Origin of the sequence: Hydrotalea sp. AMD (genome assembly GCF_004100315.1) — a bacterium.
GTDB lineage: Bacteria > Bacteroidota > Bacteroidia > Chitinophagales > Chitinophagaceae > Hydrotalea > Hydrotalea flava.
Window position 1 is genome coordinate 25,247 of sequence record NZ_SCKY01000005.1, and the last position, 19,680, is coordinate 44,926.

Here is a 19,680-nt window from a genome sequence, read left to right on the forward strand (position 1 = left end):
TGGAATTTTAATGATTAAATAATTAGCTTGATTGATCCTGTTTTTGTTTTTCATCATGGAGCAGTACCTGATAGCCTGCTTTCACTGTGACCTTGATAAGTTTTACCTTCTTACTGAATAGAGACTTTGCGGCCTCTACTCCAGCTCCTGCTGCCTGCGCCTGCCATGAAGGATCAAGGGAGGTCAGCCCGAGGGTTTGCATGGAACGGTCTGCTGATTGTTTAGCAACATCCCGTGTAATGGCACCTGGGATATAGATGCCATCCAACCCGTCCATGTCATACACGGAAAGCTCGACCGGAAACAAAGAATTGTTGTAACGGATGCTGTTGATTTGAATGCTTAATCTTTCCCCTCTTAAAGAAGCAGTACCAAACAGAAAATTATCTTTGGGGATATGTACTCCACTGATAAATATATCATTTACCAGACGCAGCTTGACGGTAGAGCCATCAACTATGGTCTGTGTTTCATGGATAACTGCCTGTATAGCATTTTGTGATTCTTCGATAGCAGAGGCATCGTCCAGTGGATAGAAGCCATTTATCTGGCTATTACTTTGTTGGCCGGCCAATAAAGAAACTGTGTTGTCAGCGGGTTGAGAAAAAACGGCAAAAACCTGTCCCTTTCTTGCTTCTGAAGTTTGCCTTAGTTTCTCCTGTACCCGATCAGGATGCTGTATGTCCAGTATCTTTTCCAACATCCCGTTAATCTGTTGCATTTCGGGATCAGTTTCACCGGGTTGGTTCATCATTTGCATCATCTGTTCCAGTCTATCTACATCGGCTGTTCCTACAGAAGTTCGTTTATTACTAATCGAGTTGCGAGTTTCCCTATCCTCCGCGGCAGTGGGCACATTTACGGGTTTGTTTAATTCGCTATTAAGGACAGCCAGCTTTTGGTAGATCTTCTCTGAATTGGGGTCATTATATCCACTACTTCCGTATATAGAAGTATTTAAACCTTTTTCTGATCTTTTCGATCCAACGTTCGGTTCCTGTAAATAATCCTCTGTATCGGATAAAGTCATATTCCGGTAGTTCGGATCATTTTTTACGAGTTCGAGAAATTTTGCCGAGTCTGATTTTGCCCGATCATAGTAACTCATTTTATCCATCGGCTTATCATCTTTAAAGTTCGCAGATGGGAGTTTGAGATTAAAGCCTTCCTGTTTTTGGGCTTGCGCTTCTGCTTTTTGCACTTTACCGCCACCAAGCGCCCAGAACATCATAGTCATAAAAGGCAATGCGAGCAAAGGCATCATCAACATAAATCTGCGTTGTCTGATCATCTTTGGAGTTTTTACTTTCTTTTCCATGTTTATTTATTTTTAAATTGTTCGTAATAGTTTTCTATAAATCGCACACTATCCATGAGGCCGGGACGATTGTTGGTGATACTGTCATATACCGGTTTACTGGAAGGACTTCCCAGCAGACTATCCATGTAAATCCTGAAACTGCGAATTCGCAGGTATTCTGCTTCTGAGACTTGCAAGGCTCCATTTTTGGCATCACCTGTTTGGGTCAGGTGTTCAGGTTTTTTGATGGGAGTAACAGCAAATGATTTTATCTCTTTTTGAGTAAAAGCATTTAATATCAGGTAAGCATTGTACCCGCCGGTAAGCAATACAAAAAGAACAAGTACAATCTTCCAATTGCCGGACGAGAGTTTTGCCGTAAGCTTTTCCATGTATGTTGCCCAGGTACATTGAAGGTTTCTATACAATGCCTGCATCCCTTTAGCAACTTTGCTTTCAACAGCGGGTTCCTGTGCTTTTCGGTTTTTATTTTTAAGTAAGAATTTCATAGCCTCCATTTATTGATGCCTGCTAACTGTTTTTAAATCCCTGTTGTCAATGATATTCCATCGCTCGATCAGGAAACCATGAGGATTATTATCACTGCGGGATACGTTTCGCAGTCCACCTTCTGTAACCAAACTGCGGGTGGTTATGCTGGTGGGGCGGACAATACTTTGGGTAGCAAAACAGCGGAACCGGTAAGGATATTCGTTGATGTCGACCGCTACACTATCTACCATTATCGTCTGGTTGACATTGCCCGAGATTAATCCTGCGTAAAAGCCATTCTCCTTCAAGTCATCATAAGTTCGTTTGGCACTTCCATCTGCGAGATACAGCGCTTTAGTAATATTCGCCTGGATAGCTTTATCATCGGGATCAAGGGTGAAGAACAGCCTGTGAAAGGTCTTCACATGATCTCTTGCTTCTACAGGAATGTTAATTCGCCGTTCCGAAGCGTAAGCTTCTAAGGCTTTACCATTGGCAAGAATGTAAATCTTGCCCTGCATCTGCGACACAAGACTAAAACTTTTATAGAGTGCAAAACAGCAAATAAGCACACAACCTACAATCATCAACATGGTAAAACCTCTTACATGCCGAAATGCCGTATCAATATTTTTCATTTTTTTGAACATATTTCCTCCTTTTACCTGATTAAGAATTACCCTTTAATTTGTCGTTCATATAACCCGAACTGCCGCTACCGCTATCATTGAAATAAGGGTTAGAAGAACCGTTGCTGGCCATGCTCTGCGATATGCGACTTGCTGCATTTCCCATTGCGTCTACCGCCATGCCTGCACCCGCTGATGCTGTGCTGACGACACTTCTTGAGGAACTGCTGAAAAGGCTGGTAACCTTGTGACCCAAAGCGCCACCACCGCCAGCATGAACGATGTAATTAGCGACGGAGGGAACAGTAAAATATCCGATTATACCGATGATCATGAAGACCAGATAGGCAACATCTGTCCTGCTAAAGAATGTATCACCGTATTCTTGTACCTGAGATATATCCAGCGTAAGCATTTTTTCCTGGATCTTGCCGATGATGCTGCCAAAGATATTGGCGACTGGAAGCCATAAGAAAATGTTGATGTATCGGGCCAGCCAGACCGTAAGCGTATGCTGAAACCCATCAAAGACGGCAATGCCGAACACCAATGGCCCTAATATGGCGAGTACAATCAATTGAAACGTTCGTAGCGTATCAATACATAATGCAGCCGCTTCAAACAATACCCTGAGCACTTCGCTCATCCACTCTTTTACAGAATTTCGGAAGCTGTATGATGCTTTGGACATGGCAAACCTGACGTCATTGCCTATGCTCTCGAAAAATCCCTCGTCAGATGGATCAGCATTATCATGCGTATATTTATACCAACGATCTCTATCACCACCACCATTTTCTCCGACGTACATTTGCCAAACATTTGATTGCTTAATCGCCTCCTCTTTCTTTTGGAGTAAGACGGCAATCGCTTTATCAGAACCTTCCACCATAGCAGCGGTAGCCGTTACGGTTGGTTTCATCACACCATTAATCAATCCCAAAATGGAAGGGAATATCAATACGCAAAAGCCGATAACAAACGGACGAAAGAGCGGATAAAAATCTATCGGCTCTGCATTGGCCAAATGCCGCCAAACCCTTGCAGCGATATACCACATGGCGGCAAAACCAGCCAGTCCTTGTCCAACACCAATGAGCTGGCTACATAAAGGTATCATCTCATCATACAGCTGGTCTAACACACCATGCATCCCGTTCATTTCACCTGCTATGCCTTGCGCATGGCCTATAAAAGGCAACATCAACCCCACTAACGCCATCCAGACGATCTTTCTACACTTTACCATATGTCGTTTATTTAATTGTTTAATCCATATATTTTACGGATGGTCTGCGCATCGTTTCTTTCTTTAGCCCTTTGTACTGCCAGTACCGTTGTGTTGTTATTGAAGTGTCGCAGGAACATCAACTTATCCTGCATATCAGCATAAATGCGGTCAATGGCTTGCAAGCGCTCATCATCACTCATGCGAGCTTCACCCGCTGTGATCACAGTGGTCAGTTCGTTGAGGTTGCGCAGGCTTTCTTTGAGCAGGTTATTATATACCCGGCTCAGATAAGCCAGTTCATCGGGGTTGAAATTATTGTCTCGCCTGAAACGGTCATAGGCATTACGGTATTCCTTTACCAGTACAACCTGGTAATTGATAATATCGGCCACACGCCTGTAATTGCGTACGGTCGGGCTTACCTCCATCAGTCCGTCAAGAAAAGCTTTATGCAAACTAAAGTTGCCTTGTGAAATATTTTTGACGGTGTTGTAGCCACCTTCCAGTATTTGGTAGCCTTTTTTCATATCGCTGAGTATTTGCTTGAATTGCGCCAGTTTTTCTATGTTCAATACCAATTGTGCAATTTCGTCTGCTTGTGCTGATGCTTTGAAGGCAGGCAGCAAGGCAAATGAAGTAAGGCAAGCAATAAGAATTATCTTTTTCATGTTTATTCATTTTTAATGCCCTGCAATGCACGGCTGGTTTGTATTTCGGTTTGTTCTTTTATTCTGGCGGCTGCAATAAGGCTGGCATCGTTGCTGAAACTTTTGGAGAACGTGTATTTATCCTGCATGTCAGTGTACAATTGATCTATCCTCTTCATCCGCTCATTGTCTTTCATCTCCAGTTTGCCATCGGTGGTAACAGCAATCAATGCATCCAGCGTCTGTTCACAATCATTCAGCAGTCTGCCGAATACCCTTCGGATGTAGTCCTGTTCTTCGCTGGAAAAAGCATCGCTTTTAGCAAGCTTCCCATAGGTTCGGTTATAATCCTGTACAATCTTTACCTGTAGTGAAATGATGTCGGCTACCTTCACATATTTCCTGACTTTGGGATTCACGGTTTTAAGGGAATTGAAATAATCTCCGTGTAGGTTAAACTCGCCTTTGGTAAAACCGCTGATCGTGGTAAGTCCTTCTTTGGCTATCTTATAGCCTTTCTGGGCGTATCCGATGTAGACCTGTAGAGCTGCGATCTGCTGGAGCAGGTATTTTTTCTGTGTCTTTTTTTGCTGGAACCACTCGGCAAAAGTTTGTGCCTGAAGGCTGCCTGTTGCCGACACAAAGAGCAGCAGAAGTACAAGTACCTTTTTCATATCATTAGCTTTAGGGAAGTCCATATAGTTTTTTTACCGTTTCTACCTCAATTGCAGTTTTTGCCCGCTGGAGGCTTAACAACACATTTTGGCGGTTAAAGAGAATCAGGTCATCGTAGTTGCCATCTATCCGGTCAGCGGCATCATTAATAAGTTCCAATCGTTTGGCATCACTCATGGTTGTGGTAAAAGATTTTATGATGCGGGAGATCTGGTCGATATTCTTCAGGCTTTCATTCAGTATGCCAGAATAAACCGTTGCCATATAATTGATCTCGCCAGCAGTGAAATGTTCATCCTGCCGGATGAGTTGCCACGATCTGTTATATTCATCCACCAACCGCACCTGCTTTCTGGTAATGTCCCGGATGCGCTGGTAATAGGAGATAATGGCTTTTACTTTAGCCAGTTCTTCATAATACTTCCGGTACTGCTCCTTCTGCTTTTCTGTCCACTCCGAAATTTCGTCCAGCTTTAATTTAGACAAGGTATTCTCCAATGTTTTTTGCGCATTTTGCAGCCAGATCACTTTATTCTGTTGCCGCTGTATCTGCAAGTCAATAGCCTTGATTACCTTTTTTACGGCAGCTTTAACTACAACCCATACAACAGCATGGCTCTTTTGGGTAGGCACAACCAGTAATACTGCGCACATGATTATTATTGCTAAAATCTTTTTCATAAATCCTTTATTTTAAATTTTACTTCTTATGTCGTCTGCCATTGCTGCAATGCCTTTTTGTATTTCACCGCCAAACCTTGCCGCATATTCCATCAGCTTTACTTTTTCTGTCTGTTCCGTAGTATAGGCCAGGTATTCCTCCAGGCTTACTTCGGTACGGTACACTTTGCTAAGCATACCGCCAAGGCTGATAAATACCTCCTTGTATTTTTTGGTGGGATCATTGGATTTGTTTACGGAAAGCACCAAAGCCTTCTCTTTTTCGGTCAGTCCCAATAATTCCTGTATCTGGTCAAACTTGTTCTGGTATTTGCTTTGGTCAAGCAGTATTTTGCAATCGCTGTTATTGATTATGGCCTGCTTAACCACAGGTGATGAAATGATATCTTCTATCTCTTGGGTTACCACGATGGCCTCGCCGAAAAATTTTCTTACTGTTTTAAAGAGGTATTTAATGTATTCCGCAAAGCCTTCTTTCATCAGGGCTTTCCAGGCTTCCTCAATGAGTATCATTTTACGCAGCCCCTTCATCTTTCGCATCTTGTTGATGAAGACTTCCATGATGATGATAGTTACCACCGGAAATAAAATGGGGTGATCCTTGATATTATCCAGTTCAAATACAATAAAGCGTTCTTGCAAGAGGTTAAGGTTTTCAGTGGCATTAAGCAGGTAATCAAATTCGCCACCCTCATAATACGGACGGAGCACATACAGGAAATTATCAATATCAAAATCTTTTTCCTTTACTCTGTCGCCCTCTAAAACTTGTATATATTCATCTCTCAGAAAGGCATAAAAGCTGTTAAAGCAGGCGAAGATTTCAGTGTGTTTATCAAGATGAGCATAGTAACCGCCAATAGCATTTGATAAAGCCACGTACTCACTTCGCCTGAATGTCTCATCGTCCTTTTTCCATAATGCCAGTAACAAGGTTTTAATGCTTTCTTTCTTTTCGGTATCCAGGCTATCGCCTTCACCGATGTAGAAAGGGTTAAACCGAATGGGATTATCCTCGCTATACGTAAAGTAGTAACCCTTTACCATGTCGCATAGGCCCTTATAACTGTGCCCCACATCTACCAGCACAATGTGCGTTCCCTGCTCATAATAACTGCGCACCATGTGGTTGGTAAAAAAAGATTTTCCGCTACCTGATGGGCCAAGAATGAATTTGTTCCGGTTGGTACATATACCCATTTTCATAGGTTCATCGCTGATATCCACATGTACGGGCTTACCGGTCAACCGGTCGCCCATGCGAATACCCACAGGGCTTAATGAGGAACGGTAGCTTGTTTCGAGGTTTAGGAAACAAGTAGCCTGTTCAGCGAACGTATCGAAGGTATCATTCATCGGAAAGTCGGCGGCATTGCCGGGAATTCCTGCCCAAAAGATTTGAGGAGCGCCTACCGTTTCCTGTTTGGCTACGGCGTCCATCTGTGCCAGTGCTGAGGATACCATATTTTTCAGGTCTTTCAGTTCTTCCTTATCATCTGTCCATACCAAAACATTAAAATGCGCTTTTACAGGAAGCCGCTGCTGGCTGATGGCCTCATTCAGAAAATCATTGGTTGCGTCTCTGGCAATTAGGTTCTCCCGGCTATATGCTGATAAGGATTGCAGCCTTAGCCTTTTGCTTTCAAGTTTCTGGATAGTCTTTTGTGCATCTTCAATAAAAATGTACTGGTTATAAATATGGTTACAAGGCAAAAGCTGTCCGAGTGTGGAAGCAAAGCCCACGCTAAACTTTGTTTTGTCGGTTGAATATCGATCGTAGTTGATACGGCTGCCGCACAAAGCCGGAAGATCAGCCGCATCGCCTAATGTGTACAACTGGCAACGTTTATCACCTACCTGCAAGCCTTCATCAAAGGAAATATCATTCATCAGGAAACTATCGTTTCGTTCCGATAAATAGCAATATTGTTCAACCAGCCCCATTTTGCGGCTATGGCTTTGCAGGTCTTTTTCTCTGAGCCTGGTTAGCTTTACAAAACCGCTGTCATCCATAATGCGTTTGAATTGTCCGGCACTGTCCAGAAAATCCTGTAACAACTGCGGTTTAAGGGTTTCTTCAGGCACCATAGATTTGCGAAGGAGGTTGGAGAACAGGGAGCTTGCCGTTTTCCTGCCCACCGGCTTTTTGGTCAGCATGATGTAACAACTGTGAGCCAGAAAAGGGCGTTCATTGAAGAACCGCTCACTGCTCCGGCTCAAAAAACTGGTGTCATCTTTTGTAAAGTCGGGCTTATGCCTGCTTTGTAAAAACCAATCCTGTTTATGAAGCACACTGAATTTGGGCAGTAACTTGATAGCCTTTATCCACGCCTGATGAAAGGCTTCGTATTCCTGATCGGAGAGCGTAAATATTTCCGGCAGGTCTACTTTAAAGACAATGGTTATATCGCCCTGCTTGCTCAGGATGCAGTCGTGTTCCACATCCATAATCGGTAAAATTTCATCCAACACTTTTTCCATCTCAATTAATTTTTACCTTATCGGTATTGTTATTTTTCTTTTTCAGAAACACATTTCTGCTTCTTGATTTGATCACTTTAGGAACCTGCTTACGGGCAAGGGCTTTCATCAGGCCATGTTCGCCATACTTGTTACTCATTCCGTAAATGCGCATGACCAGTAATGTGCCACTGATCAGGATCACACCAATACATATATAAGAGGGCAGGCCAATAATGTACATTACTGCAAACACAATCAGCAAGGCGACCACGCCGCCGCCGAGATACCAGATATATTGGGCCTTCAATCCCTTGAATTCAATACTCTGGTTAATTCCTTTATTGACCTGATAGACACTGTTTGCCATAACTCTCCTTTAATATTTTACAATCGCATCCTGCTGCGTACCCGTGGCGCTTCGGATTGCTGTGCAGCTATTACCTCCCTTGAAACTGTGTGCCCATTAACTATTGATAGTTCTTTACCGGGCATCAACTTGATTACTGGTGTTTCTTCGGGGCTAACTGCATCGGCCTCCTGTACCTGGTGCTGCTTTAACTGGTTTTCTTGTATTTTAATAGCGATCTGCCGTTCCAGGTTCGATAGTTCGCTTTTCATCGCTTGCAACTCTGCTTCCTGTAAAAAAGGTTTCGTAGTGAGTTGTTCCAGTTTGGGTATTTCTGTTTTCAGCTCTGAAAGTGTACGCTCGTATTTTTCTTTCAGGCTTTCTACCCGGTCAATAGCATTGAGAAAATGCCTTGCAGCCAGCTTGGAATTATCAGTGTTCGGAAGCCCGTTATTGTAGCTGTACTTAATGCCGCCTGCTTCCCGTTGGGCATAGAAACTATTGGAATAACGGTATTCAAACATGCCGTTTTCTTCATATGCTTCCTGCTGTCTCCTGATATAGAGGTTAAAGCCGTACAGGTTGCCGATTTTTCGCTCATGTTCCTCTTCAGTTCTGGGTTTCCAGTCTTTATACAGACTGATAAGGTACTTCCCTACACCTTCACTGTCTGACGGTCCGATGCCATCCAGTTGTATAGGGTTGGATTTTATACCGTCCTTTTCAAACTGAAGTTTATTCTTATAGGCTGTTTCATCGGTAGTTAATTTCTCCAGTGTTTTAATGGTAGAAACACTTTCGTTTTGCAGGCTCTCCAATTGATATCTGTTACGGCCCACTTCCCTGAAATGGGATACCTTCAGGCTTTCCATCACCGCTACTTTTTTTTCCAGCTTTGATTTTTCCAATAGGGAGGTATCCCCCGAAAGAATGGCGATGTATTCCGAAAAATTCATCCCGTTCTTTTCGTCCATCGCACCTTCATCAATGGTGCGTACATTCAGCTCACAATTCTTCATTTGAGAAATGAAGGTTTGCTTATTCTTCAACAGGTTGAACTTGTAATTGTCCAGCGATTGCTCTACGGCATATACATAGTTCTGTACCTTGTTATCGTAATACTCTTTTGCTGCCTTATTGCCCTGCCTGGCCCCGCGACCATTGCGCTGCTCCAATTCCGATGGCTTCCAGGGAATATCCAGGTGGTGCATGGCAACTACACGTTCCTGCACATTCAAGCCTGTTCCTGCTTTTTCCGTACTGCCGAGCAGAATGCGTATTTCGCCTTTGTTCATTTTACGGAAAAGCTCGGGTTTCTTTTTATCTGTCCAGTCATGTATAAAAGTGATCTCCGCCACAGGAATATTAAAGTCTCTTAACAGCTTAACTTTTAGTGCATCGTAAATATTGAACTCGTTTGGTTTGGGTGTACCAATGTCTGAGAAGACAATCTGCGTTCCTTTATGCGGTGTAGTTTGATTGTATATCTCCGCAATCTTCCTGGCACTAACATTTACTTTATTGTCTGGATGGTCGCTAAATCTCCTGTCATTAATTAAACGCATGTCCGCAGCCATTTTTTTGGCATAGTTGGTCGCAATCAGCATCCTGCCTTTATCTTCTTCAGGTGTAAGCTTGCCACGTCCAATCAATTCGCCGTTACCAGTTTTAGCGAACTGCATCAGATTTTTGATGAATTCAGTTTGTTCAGGTGTAGGCTTAATATTTACCAGTGTTTCGTTCAGTTCTGGTTTGTCGAGGCGAATATGTTTGGCGGTCTTATAATCGGTGATCTCATTGTAGAACAAGGCCAGTTCCGGCACTTTAATAAAATGTCTAAAACGCTCTTTGGCGATAATTTCATTGGTTACACTAAACTCAAAATCGGTGGTTTTTCGGGCAAATACCGCCGCCCAGCCGTCGAAGTTTTCAATACGCTGACGCTCCATTTCTTTAGGGCGCAGGTATTTGAAGAGAAGGTACATCTCGGTCAGGCTATTGGAGATGGGCGTACCTGATAAAAAAGTCACACATAAATCAGCATCAAACCGCTCCTGCAAAGTACGTACGGCAAAAAGCATGTTCAGTGCCTTTTGGCTGCCTGCCATATTACCCAATCCTGCCACGCGGTTATGGCGTGTTGTAAATGTCAGGTTCTTGAATTTATGAGCTTCGTCTACGAACAAATGGTCAATGCCCATTTCCCTGAAGTTGATACCGGCATCTTTCTTTTCCTCGATATTCTTTAATACGGTTTTCAACTGGCCTTCCAGATTGTTTTTTCGTATTTCCAGACCTTTTAGCATCTTTTTAGAGATGTCGCCTCCAAGATCTTTTGCGGTTTCCAGATCGCTTTCTATGTTGTCCAATTCTGATTGAAAAATCTGCTTCTGTATTTCTGGCGATTGAGGGATTTTACCAAATTGGTCATGGGTAAGAATGATGCAGTCCCAATTGTTATTTTTTATCTCATGGAAAAGGCGCAGCCTTTTGGCAGGCGTAAAATCATTTTCTCCAGGAAAAAGAATACGGGCATTGGGATAGGCTTTCTTATAGGTTTCGGCAATCTGGTTGACATTGGCTTTTAAAGCCAGGATCATAGGCTTGTGTACGATGCCCAGCCTCTTCATTTCCTGAGCGGAAACAATCATGGTCAGGGTTTTGCCCAGGCCGACTTCATGATCTACCAATGCCCCTTTGTTTTGTATAATACGCCAGGCTGCATTTTTTTGAGAACTGTACAGATCTTCAATGCCAAGTGTTTTTTTATTCAGCCCCGGAAAGTTGAGATGACTGCCATCAAACTCCCGCAGTACATAGCAATTGAATGTATCATTGTATAAATTCTCAATGTACTTTTTTTCTGTATCAGGCAGCTCTTTGAGCCAGCCGACGAAACCTGTACGGATTTGCTCAATCTTTTGATGCGCCAGTTGTATGGCTTCGTTGTCGGGCAGGCGTATGGTTTTTCCGTCACCGATAGATACCTCATAAGTAAAGAAGGGCGTGGTGTTTTCCAGCGCATGTTCCAGCATGGTATAACCGTAGGTTGTCCTGCCACTTTTAGGCGTAACGGCAAATTCTCTGGCCACTTTCATATTCATGCCGGTACTTACTTTGAAGGCATCCAGTGAGGGAAAGTAATTGATGCTGGTTTCCTGCTCAAATAGGTTAGAGGCAAATTTTTCATAATAGTGGGTTGGTATCCAGCGTTCGCCCAAGTTAAAATCAAGCAGATCAAAAGGGATGCGCTCGGGCTGTATTTTTTGCATGGCTTCAGCGCTGCGCAGGTACTGTGGATTGTCCGGAAACTGGCTGGATAGGTGTTCGGCCTGTTTTAATTTTTCCACCACATTTCCGCTCAAGTATTGATCGGCAGTCTCCCATTCATTATTCACTGGATTCTTATACACATGGTTGCCCAGGTGTCCTATAGTCTCGTTTTCTTCCAAACCTAATGCCGCACTAATAAAGGCGATGTCCACTTGGCCAGTATCGTTCAGGCTATGGGCAAGGGCTTCAATAGGATCATCAGTGGCAAACCGTTCCTTTGATTGCTGTACAGAATGAATGAGAATATCTGCTTTTACAAAACGTTCACCCTCCCTTCGTTCCAACGAGGAAAGCATAACCATACCAAAGGCTGTGTCTTCAAGGATATTCCTGCGGTTACCTGGACTGTTTAATAGACCGTACTGCGAAACAAAGCGGTCATAATTGTCATTAAGTTGTTCCCTATCCTGTTCATTTATGGTTTCGCCTGCTATTTCTTTGGCCGATAGTTCAAGATAGAAATCCCGAAGTGCTGTATAGCTTTCATAGAAACTTTTGTTACCCTGAATGCCGAGCGGATGAAATATAGCTTGTTTAAAGTCGGGATCTGGACTACCGATTGCACCTACCTGTCCAAGATGTACTACCAATGTACCTTCCTTGTAAAAAGATTTCAATCTTGTATAGGGAAGCGTTTCCTTTTGTTCAAAACGAAACAAGCCGTTTAGGGTCTGGTCGCCTTCATATTTAAAAGCATGGTCAAATTGCTTCAGATAATTGGATATTCCTGTCAGCTCATGCGTTAAAAGGCGAGCATCCATCCAGTTGGCCGAAAGGTGATTTACTTCCTTTACGTTGGAATACAGCTTATATAAATAACGGTTGCTCTTATGTTGTTTAGCAGTGAGCAATAGGATATTCTCATGCCCGGGATTATCAGTAGTGCGTATGGTGCTTATAATACGGGCTGTTTCTTTTTGTACAACTGTTTCGTCCAACGGATTTATATAGTCTATCGCTCTATTGATATTTTCCGCAGGGGCTGTGTCAAATAAGCCTAATTGCACCGATACGGTTTCGGCTTTATTCTCCGGCATTGGTAAATAGGTCAGCTTTTTGCCTGTTGTTTCTGACGGGATAATCCTTATCGTTTGCGCCTGTATGTAACGGTTACTGTCAAACCGTTTGGTAAAGCCCTCGTTCAGGGTTTCGGCGAATTTTCCTGCAATAGCATTTATATCGCCCTGCTGCCAAACCGTTTCATGAGCTTGACCATATTGGTTCTTACCGGGCTTCACTTCGTTGCCAATAATTACTTCCTTATGATTGAACAGGTAGAGGTTTTGGTTGTAGCTTCCATATTCGTTTTTGAGTTGCTCAACATCAATCAGCAACTTCTCGCTATATGAAAGTTGTTCCTTGTTTTCGTTTTTCTGGACAATCAGCAAATGATTGGGAGCTTCTGTATTGCCTGTATCTTTCATCAGGTTATCAGGCATCACGGACAGGCTCACAAAATCGGCATGCTTAAAAAGGTATTGCCTTCCAGAATGATTGGAAGGACTGTTAAGAAAAGCATCTGTAGTTATGTAGGCCATTAACCCGCCATCAGCGAGCTTGTCTAAGCCTTTAGCAAAAAAGTAATTATGTATTTTACCCGACAACTCTTTGTCAGGATAGGCTTCATCATAAACAGAGAAATTACCGAAAGGTATATTGCTTACGACCAAATCATAAGTGCCATTATCCTGAACGGGAGTTTCTTCAAAGCCCGTAATATGCGTGTCCGTTTTAACATTCAGGCTGCTGTTGATTGCCGAAAGTACCAGACCGGTAAGCCGGTCTTTTTCTACCGCCGTAATTTGCTCCAGTTTCGAAAATGCATTAACGGCTTCACTAATAAACACACCGGAACCCGCAGAGGGTTCATACATTCGCTTTGGTTCAATGCCTTGGCCGCTAAGCGCAGTGTATAATGTTTTGGGAACAATATCAGGTGTATAAAATGCGGTCAGTACACTGTTACGTAATGAACCAACAATTTCTTTGTATTCCTTTTCTGAATAATTTTCTTTCAGCAGATCATGGAGCTGGATTATATCTTTGTGCAGTTTCAGATCCTCTTTAGTGGCACCATTGGTTTGCCATTCCTCCGGTGAACCATGGGGATATAATATGGCTTTGATACCGCCAAAGCCTGAATAGCTTTTCAAGCTGGCGACATCTTCCGCTGACAACGGATTACCTTTTTGATAGTCCAGTGCGATGCGGATCGCCTTTAGATTATCACGAAGTTTTTGGGATACATTATAAGCCATAACCACACATTTTCTTTCTTCACTTTTCTTTGACTTTACAGCAAATACTGATGTATCTGCCCAATAATGGCATATTTTAAATGCCTGTTTTCTTCATTTTCACGACTAAATCCAAAATCACTAAAGATGTCTTTGCAGGCTTCGATAAGATTTACGATCTCAAAAGTGAGAACCCCATTTTCTTTCAGCCGGTCGTAATCCTGTTTAAATTCTTCTTCGATAACTGACCGGATGTATAGATACCGTGAGGGTTTCAAATCCTCCGTCAGTGTCTCCAGGCAGAGCTCTTCAACAGCATATAGGGGCCTGCCTTCTGTAAGCAACTGCCCGGCGACCGGCATAATTGAATTTACCTTTTCTTCCAGATAACGGGTAACTGAATAATCTTCTTGAAGGCTAAACATTAGATCGGGATTGTTGTGGACGATGTACGTCCACAACTTTTCTTTGAGCATACTTTGCATATATCCCGTTTTAAACGCCAAAGAAGGATTGGATCACGGTAGCGACTACCACCAAAAAAATACAACTACCAAACCAGGCAGCGGCTACTTTGCCGGTATCCTGGTCACCGGCATTCCATTTCTGGTAGACTTTGACCGCCCCGATGAGGCCGAGTAAAGCGCCCACGGCATACATGAGCTGAGTTCCAGCAGCGAAATAGCTGCGTACTTTGGTATTGGCTTCATTGATGCCTTGAATACCGTCCTGGGCAAACGCCCCATAATGAATAGCGATGAGCGCCACTACAGCGCATAATATGATAAACCTTTTTCGGTTAAACCTTTTTCTTTTCCTTCTGCACATTTCCATAACACGTTTTTTTAAAGTTTCAAATCAATCAAGGGGAAATAAAAGAAGCGGAGCGGCTTCGCTATCACAGTACCCGTTAACCATCCACACTTTGCCCTTACGCATCGGGACGGACAGGGAGGCACACTCCGCTAAGGCTGTTACACGGCATCCTTCCACAACAAATCCACCTCATCTTCACTAAGTGTAACAGCACTATATTTTTCGCACTCTGATACGATCAGCTCATTGACAGATGACCGGAGGGGAGAATTCTGTACAGATGGATATTCCTTAAGTACCAGGTGCAGGTAATGTTTAAACTCTTGTGGAACCAGCTTTTTAGTAGAGGCATCTGCAATCACACCTTTCAGGCGCTCGATGAGATGTTCTACTTCTGCGAATTCATCATCTGAGGTTTCTTCAAAAGCATCTATTTCGGTTCCGCTGCTTTCTTCAGCGGACAAAATGGTTCCTCCGTCTGTATCATTGGACAAGGCTGCCTTGAAGTTCACTTTCCGTTTCCGGTAAAAGAATTCTTGGATATCGGCAGAAAAATATTGCACTACCACATACAGGTAATAAATGGCTAATAATATGGCGACTGCTATCAAGTAGTCTGTCCATGAAATGTTAGTTAACATACGCTTTTCGTTTTATCATTTTCTCAATTCAATCCGGCATTATGCCAGGTCATTTACTAAAGATTTCTATAGCAAAAGAACAAAGACAGAGAGGGCGTTACAAGTCCAACTTTTTCTGTACCTGAGTTGTACCCTTTGTACCCTGCTGATTATCAGCGAGAAAAAAATTAAGTGACGATTGAAAAAAATAAAAAAGAGCTTCCATAGGAAGCTCTCAAATCTTTTAGATATTGTAAGTGTTTTATTTTATTCCAGGTGGAATAATAAACACAGGCACTAAAGCATGATGCGCAATGTGCTCCGCGATGCTCCCCTTGAATAAGTGAGATAGTCCAGTCCTCCCGTGTGTGCCAATTACAATTAAATCCGCCTCCCATTCTTTTGCAATATTGAGTATCTCTTCTTTTGGAAAACCTTCCGGTGTAAAGCGATATAACTTTTTAGTGCCATTGTACATTTTGATTAACTGATCTATGGTTTCTTCAGCTTCTTTAAGTAATATCATTTCACTTACTTCTCTGGTTGGGCCAGTTTCTATATTTACATTTTCCTTTTGACGGTTGATGACAAAAAGCAAGGCGACTTCCGCATCCAACTGATGTCCTAAATCAAAACCTATTTCCGCCGCTTTCAGCGAAAAGGCACTGTTATCCACAGCGATGAGTATTTTTTTGTAAGTCATGATATGTTGCTTTAAAATATTTTAATGATGCTTATACCCGCTATTACTGCTAAAAGGCTTAGGGCATAACTGCCCACACTATATAAAATAAAATACATTGTATTTCCTTCTTGCAATAGCTTAATATTTTCATAGGCGAAAGTGGAAAAAGTTGTAAAACCGCCACAAAAACCGGTTATTAAGAACAGGCGCCAGTTAAGGGAAATCCAATGATATTTTTCGGAAGTACTGAATAGTAATCCAATGATCAAACTACCCAAAATATTCACTGTAAAAGTACTGTAAGGGAAAGCAGCGAGATGCCATTTAGAAAATAATATGCCTGTACAGTACCTTAGAAAACTCCCTAAAGCCCCACCTAAGCCGACGATGAAAAAAAGTTTAATCATATCTTATAATTGAGGGTATTCCCAGAACTCTACTTCTTTATAGATGACTGTGTTTTCTTTCAGGATGTCTTTATGGGTTATAAAGAAACGTTGCAGCTTTGCTTTTTCATCCACTAATTCTAAACAAACAGTTAAGCCCGATGTATCGCCTTCAATTGAATACTGAGTAATTTTTCCGCCTTTTTGTACCGCTGCATGGGTATGAAAAACGTGAGCATTCATAATACCGGAGACTTTTGCTTCCTCCATAATTTTTAAGTATTTGATTTTAGGAAAAAACTTTCTTAACAGGTTTTTGGATTGAATGGATTCTCCGGTAGTCATGTAAATACGTAGCTTTCCCATCTTAGTTATTTTGAGTTCCTCTGTCATTGGTTTTGAATTTTTTTTTTATGTCTTTAAGAGTGCGTTCTTCTGGATGGGATAAGTGAAATTTGGAGACGGCTATTCTTTGCGATCCATAAATACCCGAATGTCCACTAAAATAATAAGCGGTAAAGCACGCAACGGCGTAATAGATGAGATTATTGGAACCAAAAAGTTCTACTCCCATTAGTGTACATGCAAGAGGTGTATTGGTGGCTCCAGCAAAAACTGCAATAAAACCAAGTCCTGCAAACAAGTCAATGGGTGAGCCGCTCATTATCGCCAGGGTATTACCTAAAGTAGCTCCTATAAAAAATAATGGTGTCACTTCACCGCCTTTAAAACCTGTACTGAGCGTAATAGCTGTTAGAAGAAGCTTCCAAAACCAACTCCAGGTGCGTGAACCATTTAATCCAAAAGCAGAGATGATACTTACACCGCTATTGGGATTGGTAACACCTAATCCTAAATAGTCAAAAGTACCTAAGGCATAGCTGATGGCAATCACTAAAATCCCGCCAATTACAGGAGTAAGCCATTTGTTGTGAACGTATTTAGTTGCAGCATCTTTAATGCGATGTGACATTTCTCCAAACAAATATCCCGCTAAGCCGAAAGCTACCCCGGCAACTATTACTTTAAATAGCAGCCAGAGATCAAAAGAAATAAAGGGCATCCATTGCTTGGTATCTCTTATAAAGTCAATGGAGTATTGAGTGTGATGAATGCCGTAAGCAGAACAGGTTATGTCTGCCAGAATACTGGCAATGAAGCAAGGAATTAGTGCATCATACTTAATTCTGCCTATTGCTAAAACTTCCAAGGCAAAGATAGTTCCGGCTATAGGAGTTCCGAAAACTGCACCAAAACCTGCCGCCATACCACACATAAGCAATATGCGTTTATCACGATCCTTTAATTTGTACCATTTAGAGAAAAGTGACGAAACACTTCCCCCCATTTGAACGGCAGTACCTTCTCTACCGGCAGAACCGCCAAACAAATGAGTGATGACAGTTGAAAATAAAACCAATGGAGCCATTCTGGTAGGAATGCCGCCACCTGGTTTATGAATTTCATCCATTATGAGGTTGTTGCCTGCATCAGAATTTTTGCCAAACGTTTTATAAAGGAAGGTAATAAGCAACCCTGACAAAGGAAGCAGGAATATTAACCAGATATTATTCCATCTTACAGCAGTTGCAACATCCAAAAGCCAAAGAAATAAGGCTACTAATGAGCCTACAGTAATGGAAACAGGAATAACTAAAATTGTCCAATAAAGAAGGTGTCTCGCAATATTAAATTGTTCAAAAGAGTATGCAAATTTTTTCATCCTACAAATAGTTTACTTATTTATATTACTATCTGTAGGCGCCATTAGCTAATTAAAGCGGTTGGGTCAGGAAGACACCATTTCCTGTTATAAGAAACAAATATAGCAAAAAAATAGAAATTTGTTATATTAGAATAGTGTATGGTCCATTTACTATTCTGGAATCAATATTGTTTTATCTTCTCTATAATCTTTTCCAAAGTTTCAATGGCTATCTTTTTATCTCTCTCTTCAGCAGCATAAGATTTGCTGCGCATAGAATCATAGGAAAGCTCTTCTTTGTAAGGAGTAGAAAGATGCGGAACAATTGTTCTGAATACTTCGTTCATGGATCTGGCGATTAAGATTTTCATTTCATCAGCGGCTCGCAGTATAAGTGCAGCCTGATCTGTAGACAGAACGCACAGGACTTTAGATTTCTCCTTTTCAACCGGCCTCACTTCTTTGGGGCTTGCTGTTTTATCCTGAAAGGGAACAATAGAAAAATGAAGTTTCTTTTCAAGGTAAAAAACCTCTTGGGTAAACCAATTAGTTAGTTCCTGTTTAAGATCGTTTTGTTGGGGATGTAATGCCGTTTCTGCCTTTCGGCATAGTTGATTAAACTCTTTAAAATAAAAAAGCAGGCAATCCATTTTTTCTGAAAGATCTTCGTAAACATTTATTTTTTCTGCAACATTTTGAGTAAAGCAGTTCATGTATTCACTGCTGTTAAAGTTTAAATAAATAAGCAAGCGATCCAATGGAGAAAAAATGTGGCTTTTTACATCGCATTCTTTCAATTCAAGTTCATAAAGCAATTCCTTGACATAAAACATTTCATGAAAAGTAATCGGAGAATTGTTCTTACCTGGAAGTAGAAAATAATTTAGATATTTTACAACGATAACCTTAAGCCGATGGTCTACTGTCTGTGATGATAACTTTGTTTCCTGTTTCTTTATGCGTTGCGCTAATTCCTTTTGTATTACTGAAAGATAAGTTAAGGGGACACGTTCATCTAAAGGCAGATAAGTGGGAAAGCGACTTTCAATACAAAAAAGCAGTTCATCCAGGCAGTTAATGACTTCACTTGAAAGATGCCTGAGTGTTGTTCTTTTCTTGGGTATGGATTCATGATTCTGCGAAGCCTGGTCAAGCAGGATAATCAAAGCCGAATGGTATTGCTTAAGGAATAATTCAATCTGCTTTGCCTCAGTTAAGCCAAAGACATGATCTTTTAATAAAGATTGAAATTTAATCCTTTCCTCAGCCATTTTGGCTATGGCAGCTTCGATTTGCTGTTCAGTTATTGTGGCTAAATTGGTCTTCTCAGGGTTAAGAGATACGGTAATAAGAGAATCCAGCCAGTCCAAAATATATCTTCTGCACATATTTCATAGATTGAATAAGGGGAACATTTTCCATATCCAAAGTTGT

18 protein-coding genes and 1 riboswitch are annotated in these 19,680 nt (G+C 41.8%); all 18 genes read right to left on the reverse strand.

Annotated features, from left to right (window positions below; translation table 11 throughout):
* Positions 1 to 22: 22 nt before the first annotated feature.
* Entirely contained in the window at positions 23 to 1,318 is a 1,296-nt protein-coding gene (traM, locus tag EO766_RS04190; protein ID WP_074418225.1) for a conjugative transposon protein TraM, read from the reverse strand.
* 2 nt (positions 1,319 to 1,320) lie between these two features.
* A complete protein-coding gene (locus tag EO766_RS04195) occupies positions 1,321 to 1,809 on the reverse strand; it encodes a hypothetical protein (RefSeq protein ID WP_141676782.1) in 489 nt (162 codons plus the stop codon).
* A 9-nt stretch (positions 1,810 to 1,818) separates the two neighbouring features.
* Positions 1,819 to 2,442, reverse strand: a complete 624-nt coding sequence (traK, locus tag EO766_RS04200; RefSeq protein ID WP_074418227.1) for a conjugative transposon protein TraK — start codon at positions 2,440 to 2,442, stop codon at positions 1,819 to 1,821.
* 19 nt (positions 2,443 to 2,461) lie between these two features.
* On the reverse strand, positions 2,462 to 3,670 hold the full coding sequence (traJ, locus tag EO766_RS04205) for a conjugative transposon protein TraJ (RefSeq protein ID WP_074418228.1): 1,209 nt from the start codon (positions 3,668 to 3,670) through the stop codon (positions 2,462 to 2,464).
* An 11-nt stretch (positions 3,671 to 3,681) separates the two neighbouring features.
* Positions 3,682 to 4,320: a hypothetical protein gene (locus EO766_RS04210; protein ID WP_074418229.1), complete on the reverse strand. Its 639-nt coding sequence runs from the start codon at positions 4,318 to 4,320 to the stop codon at positions 3,682 to 3,684.
* Positions 4,321 to 4,322: 2 nt separating this feature from the next.
* Positions 4,323 to 4,997, reverse strand: a complete 675-nt coding sequence (locus EO766_RS04215; protein ID WP_218058138.1) for a TerB family tellurite resistance protein — start codon at positions 4,995 to 4,997, stop codon at positions 4,323 to 4,325.
* Positions 4,984 to 5,655 carry a conjugal transfer protein TraI gene (locus EO766_RS04220; RefSeq protein ID WP_075051586.1) on the reverse strand — a complete coding sequence of 224 codons (672 nt, stop codon included), beginning with the start codon at positions 5,653 to 5,655 and terminating at the stop codon, positions 4,984 to 4,986. Before EO766_RS04220 ends, EO766_RS04215 begins: the two co-directional genes overlap by 14 nt.
* 12 nt (positions 5,656 to 5,667) lie before the next feature.
* A complete protein-coding gene (locus tag EO766_RS04225) occupies positions 5,668 to 8,136 on the reverse strand; it encodes a TraG family conjugative transposon ATPase (RefSeq protein WP_075051587.1) in 2,469 nt (822 codons plus the stop codon).
* A 1-nt stretch (position 8,137) separates the two neighbouring features.
* On the reverse strand, positions 8,138 to 8,485 hold the full coding sequence (locus EO766_RS04230) for a DUF4133 domain-containing protein (protein WP_075051588.1): 348 nt from the start codon (positions 8,483 to 8,485) through the stop codon (positions 8,138 to 8,140).
* 17 nt (positions 8,486 to 8,502) lie between these two features.
* Entirely contained in the window at positions 8,503 to 14,055 is a 5,553-nt protein-coding gene (locus EO766_RS04235) for a helicase-like domain-containing protein (RefSeq protein WP_075051592.1), read from the reverse strand.
* A 35-nt stretch (positions 14,056 to 14,090) separates the two neighbouring features.
* Positions 14,091 to 14,459: a DUF1896 family protein gene (locus EO766_RS04240; protein WP_218836672.1), complete on the reverse strand. Its 369-nt coding sequence runs from the start codon at positions 14,457 to 14,459 to the stop codon at positions 14,091 to 14,093.
* Positions 14,460 to 14,529: 70 nt separating this feature from the next.
* Positions 14,530 to 14,868, reverse strand: a complete 339-nt coding sequence (locus EO766_RS04245; RefSeq protein ID WP_075051589.1) for a DUF4134 domain-containing protein — start codon at positions 14,866 to 14,868, stop codon at positions 14,530 to 14,532.
* Between the two features lie 140 nt (positions 14,869 to 15,008).
* The gene (locus tag EO766_RS04250) at positions 15,009 to 15,491 is read right to left on the reverse strand and encodes a hypothetical protein (protein ID WP_143439243.1); all 483 of its coding nucleotides are present in this window, start codon (positions 15,489 to 15,491) and stop codon (positions 15,009 to 15,011) included.
* 241 nt (positions 15,492 to 15,732) lie between these two features.
* The gene (locus EO766_RS04255; protein WP_287100705.1) at positions 15,733 to 16,173 is read right to left on the reverse strand and encodes a universal stress protein; all 441 of its coding nucleotides are present in this window, start codon (positions 16,171 to 16,173) and stop codon (positions 15,733 to 15,735) included.
* An 11-nt stretch (positions 16,174 to 16,184) separates the two neighbouring features.
* Positions 16,185 to 16,562 (reverse strand): fluoride efflux transporter CrcB, encoded by a 378-nt coding sequence (crcB, locus tag EO766_RS04260; RefSeq protein ID WP_287100706.1) that lies wholly within the window; start codon positions 16,560 to 16,562, stop codon positions 16,185 to 16,187.
* Positions 16,563 to 16,565: 3 nt separating this feature from the next.
* Positions 16,566 to 16,907, reverse strand: coding sequence for a DUF190 domain-containing protein (locus tag EO766_RS04265; RefSeq protein WP_287100707.1), 342 nt, complete (start codon positions 16,905 to 16,907; stop codon positions 16,566 to 16,568).
* 1 nt (position 16,908) lies between these two features.
* Positions 16,909 to 18,264: a voltage-gated chloride channel family protein gene (locus tag EO766_RS04270; RefSeq protein WP_287100708.1), complete on the reverse strand. Its 1,356-nt coding sequence runs from the start codon at positions 18,262 to 18,264 to the stop codon at positions 16,909 to 16,911.
* A gap of 28 nt (positions 18,265 to 18,292) precedes the next feature.
* Positions 18,293 to 18,358: riboswitch (Fluoride riboswitch) on the reverse strand.
* 70 nt (positions 18,359 to 18,428) lie between these two features.
* Positions 18,429 to 19,634, reverse strand: coding sequence for a hypothetical protein (locus EO766_RS04275; protein WP_287100709.1), 1,206 nt, complete (start codon positions 19,632 to 19,634; stop codon positions 18,429 to 18,431).
* Positions 19,635 to 19,680 lie beyond the last annotated feature (46 nt).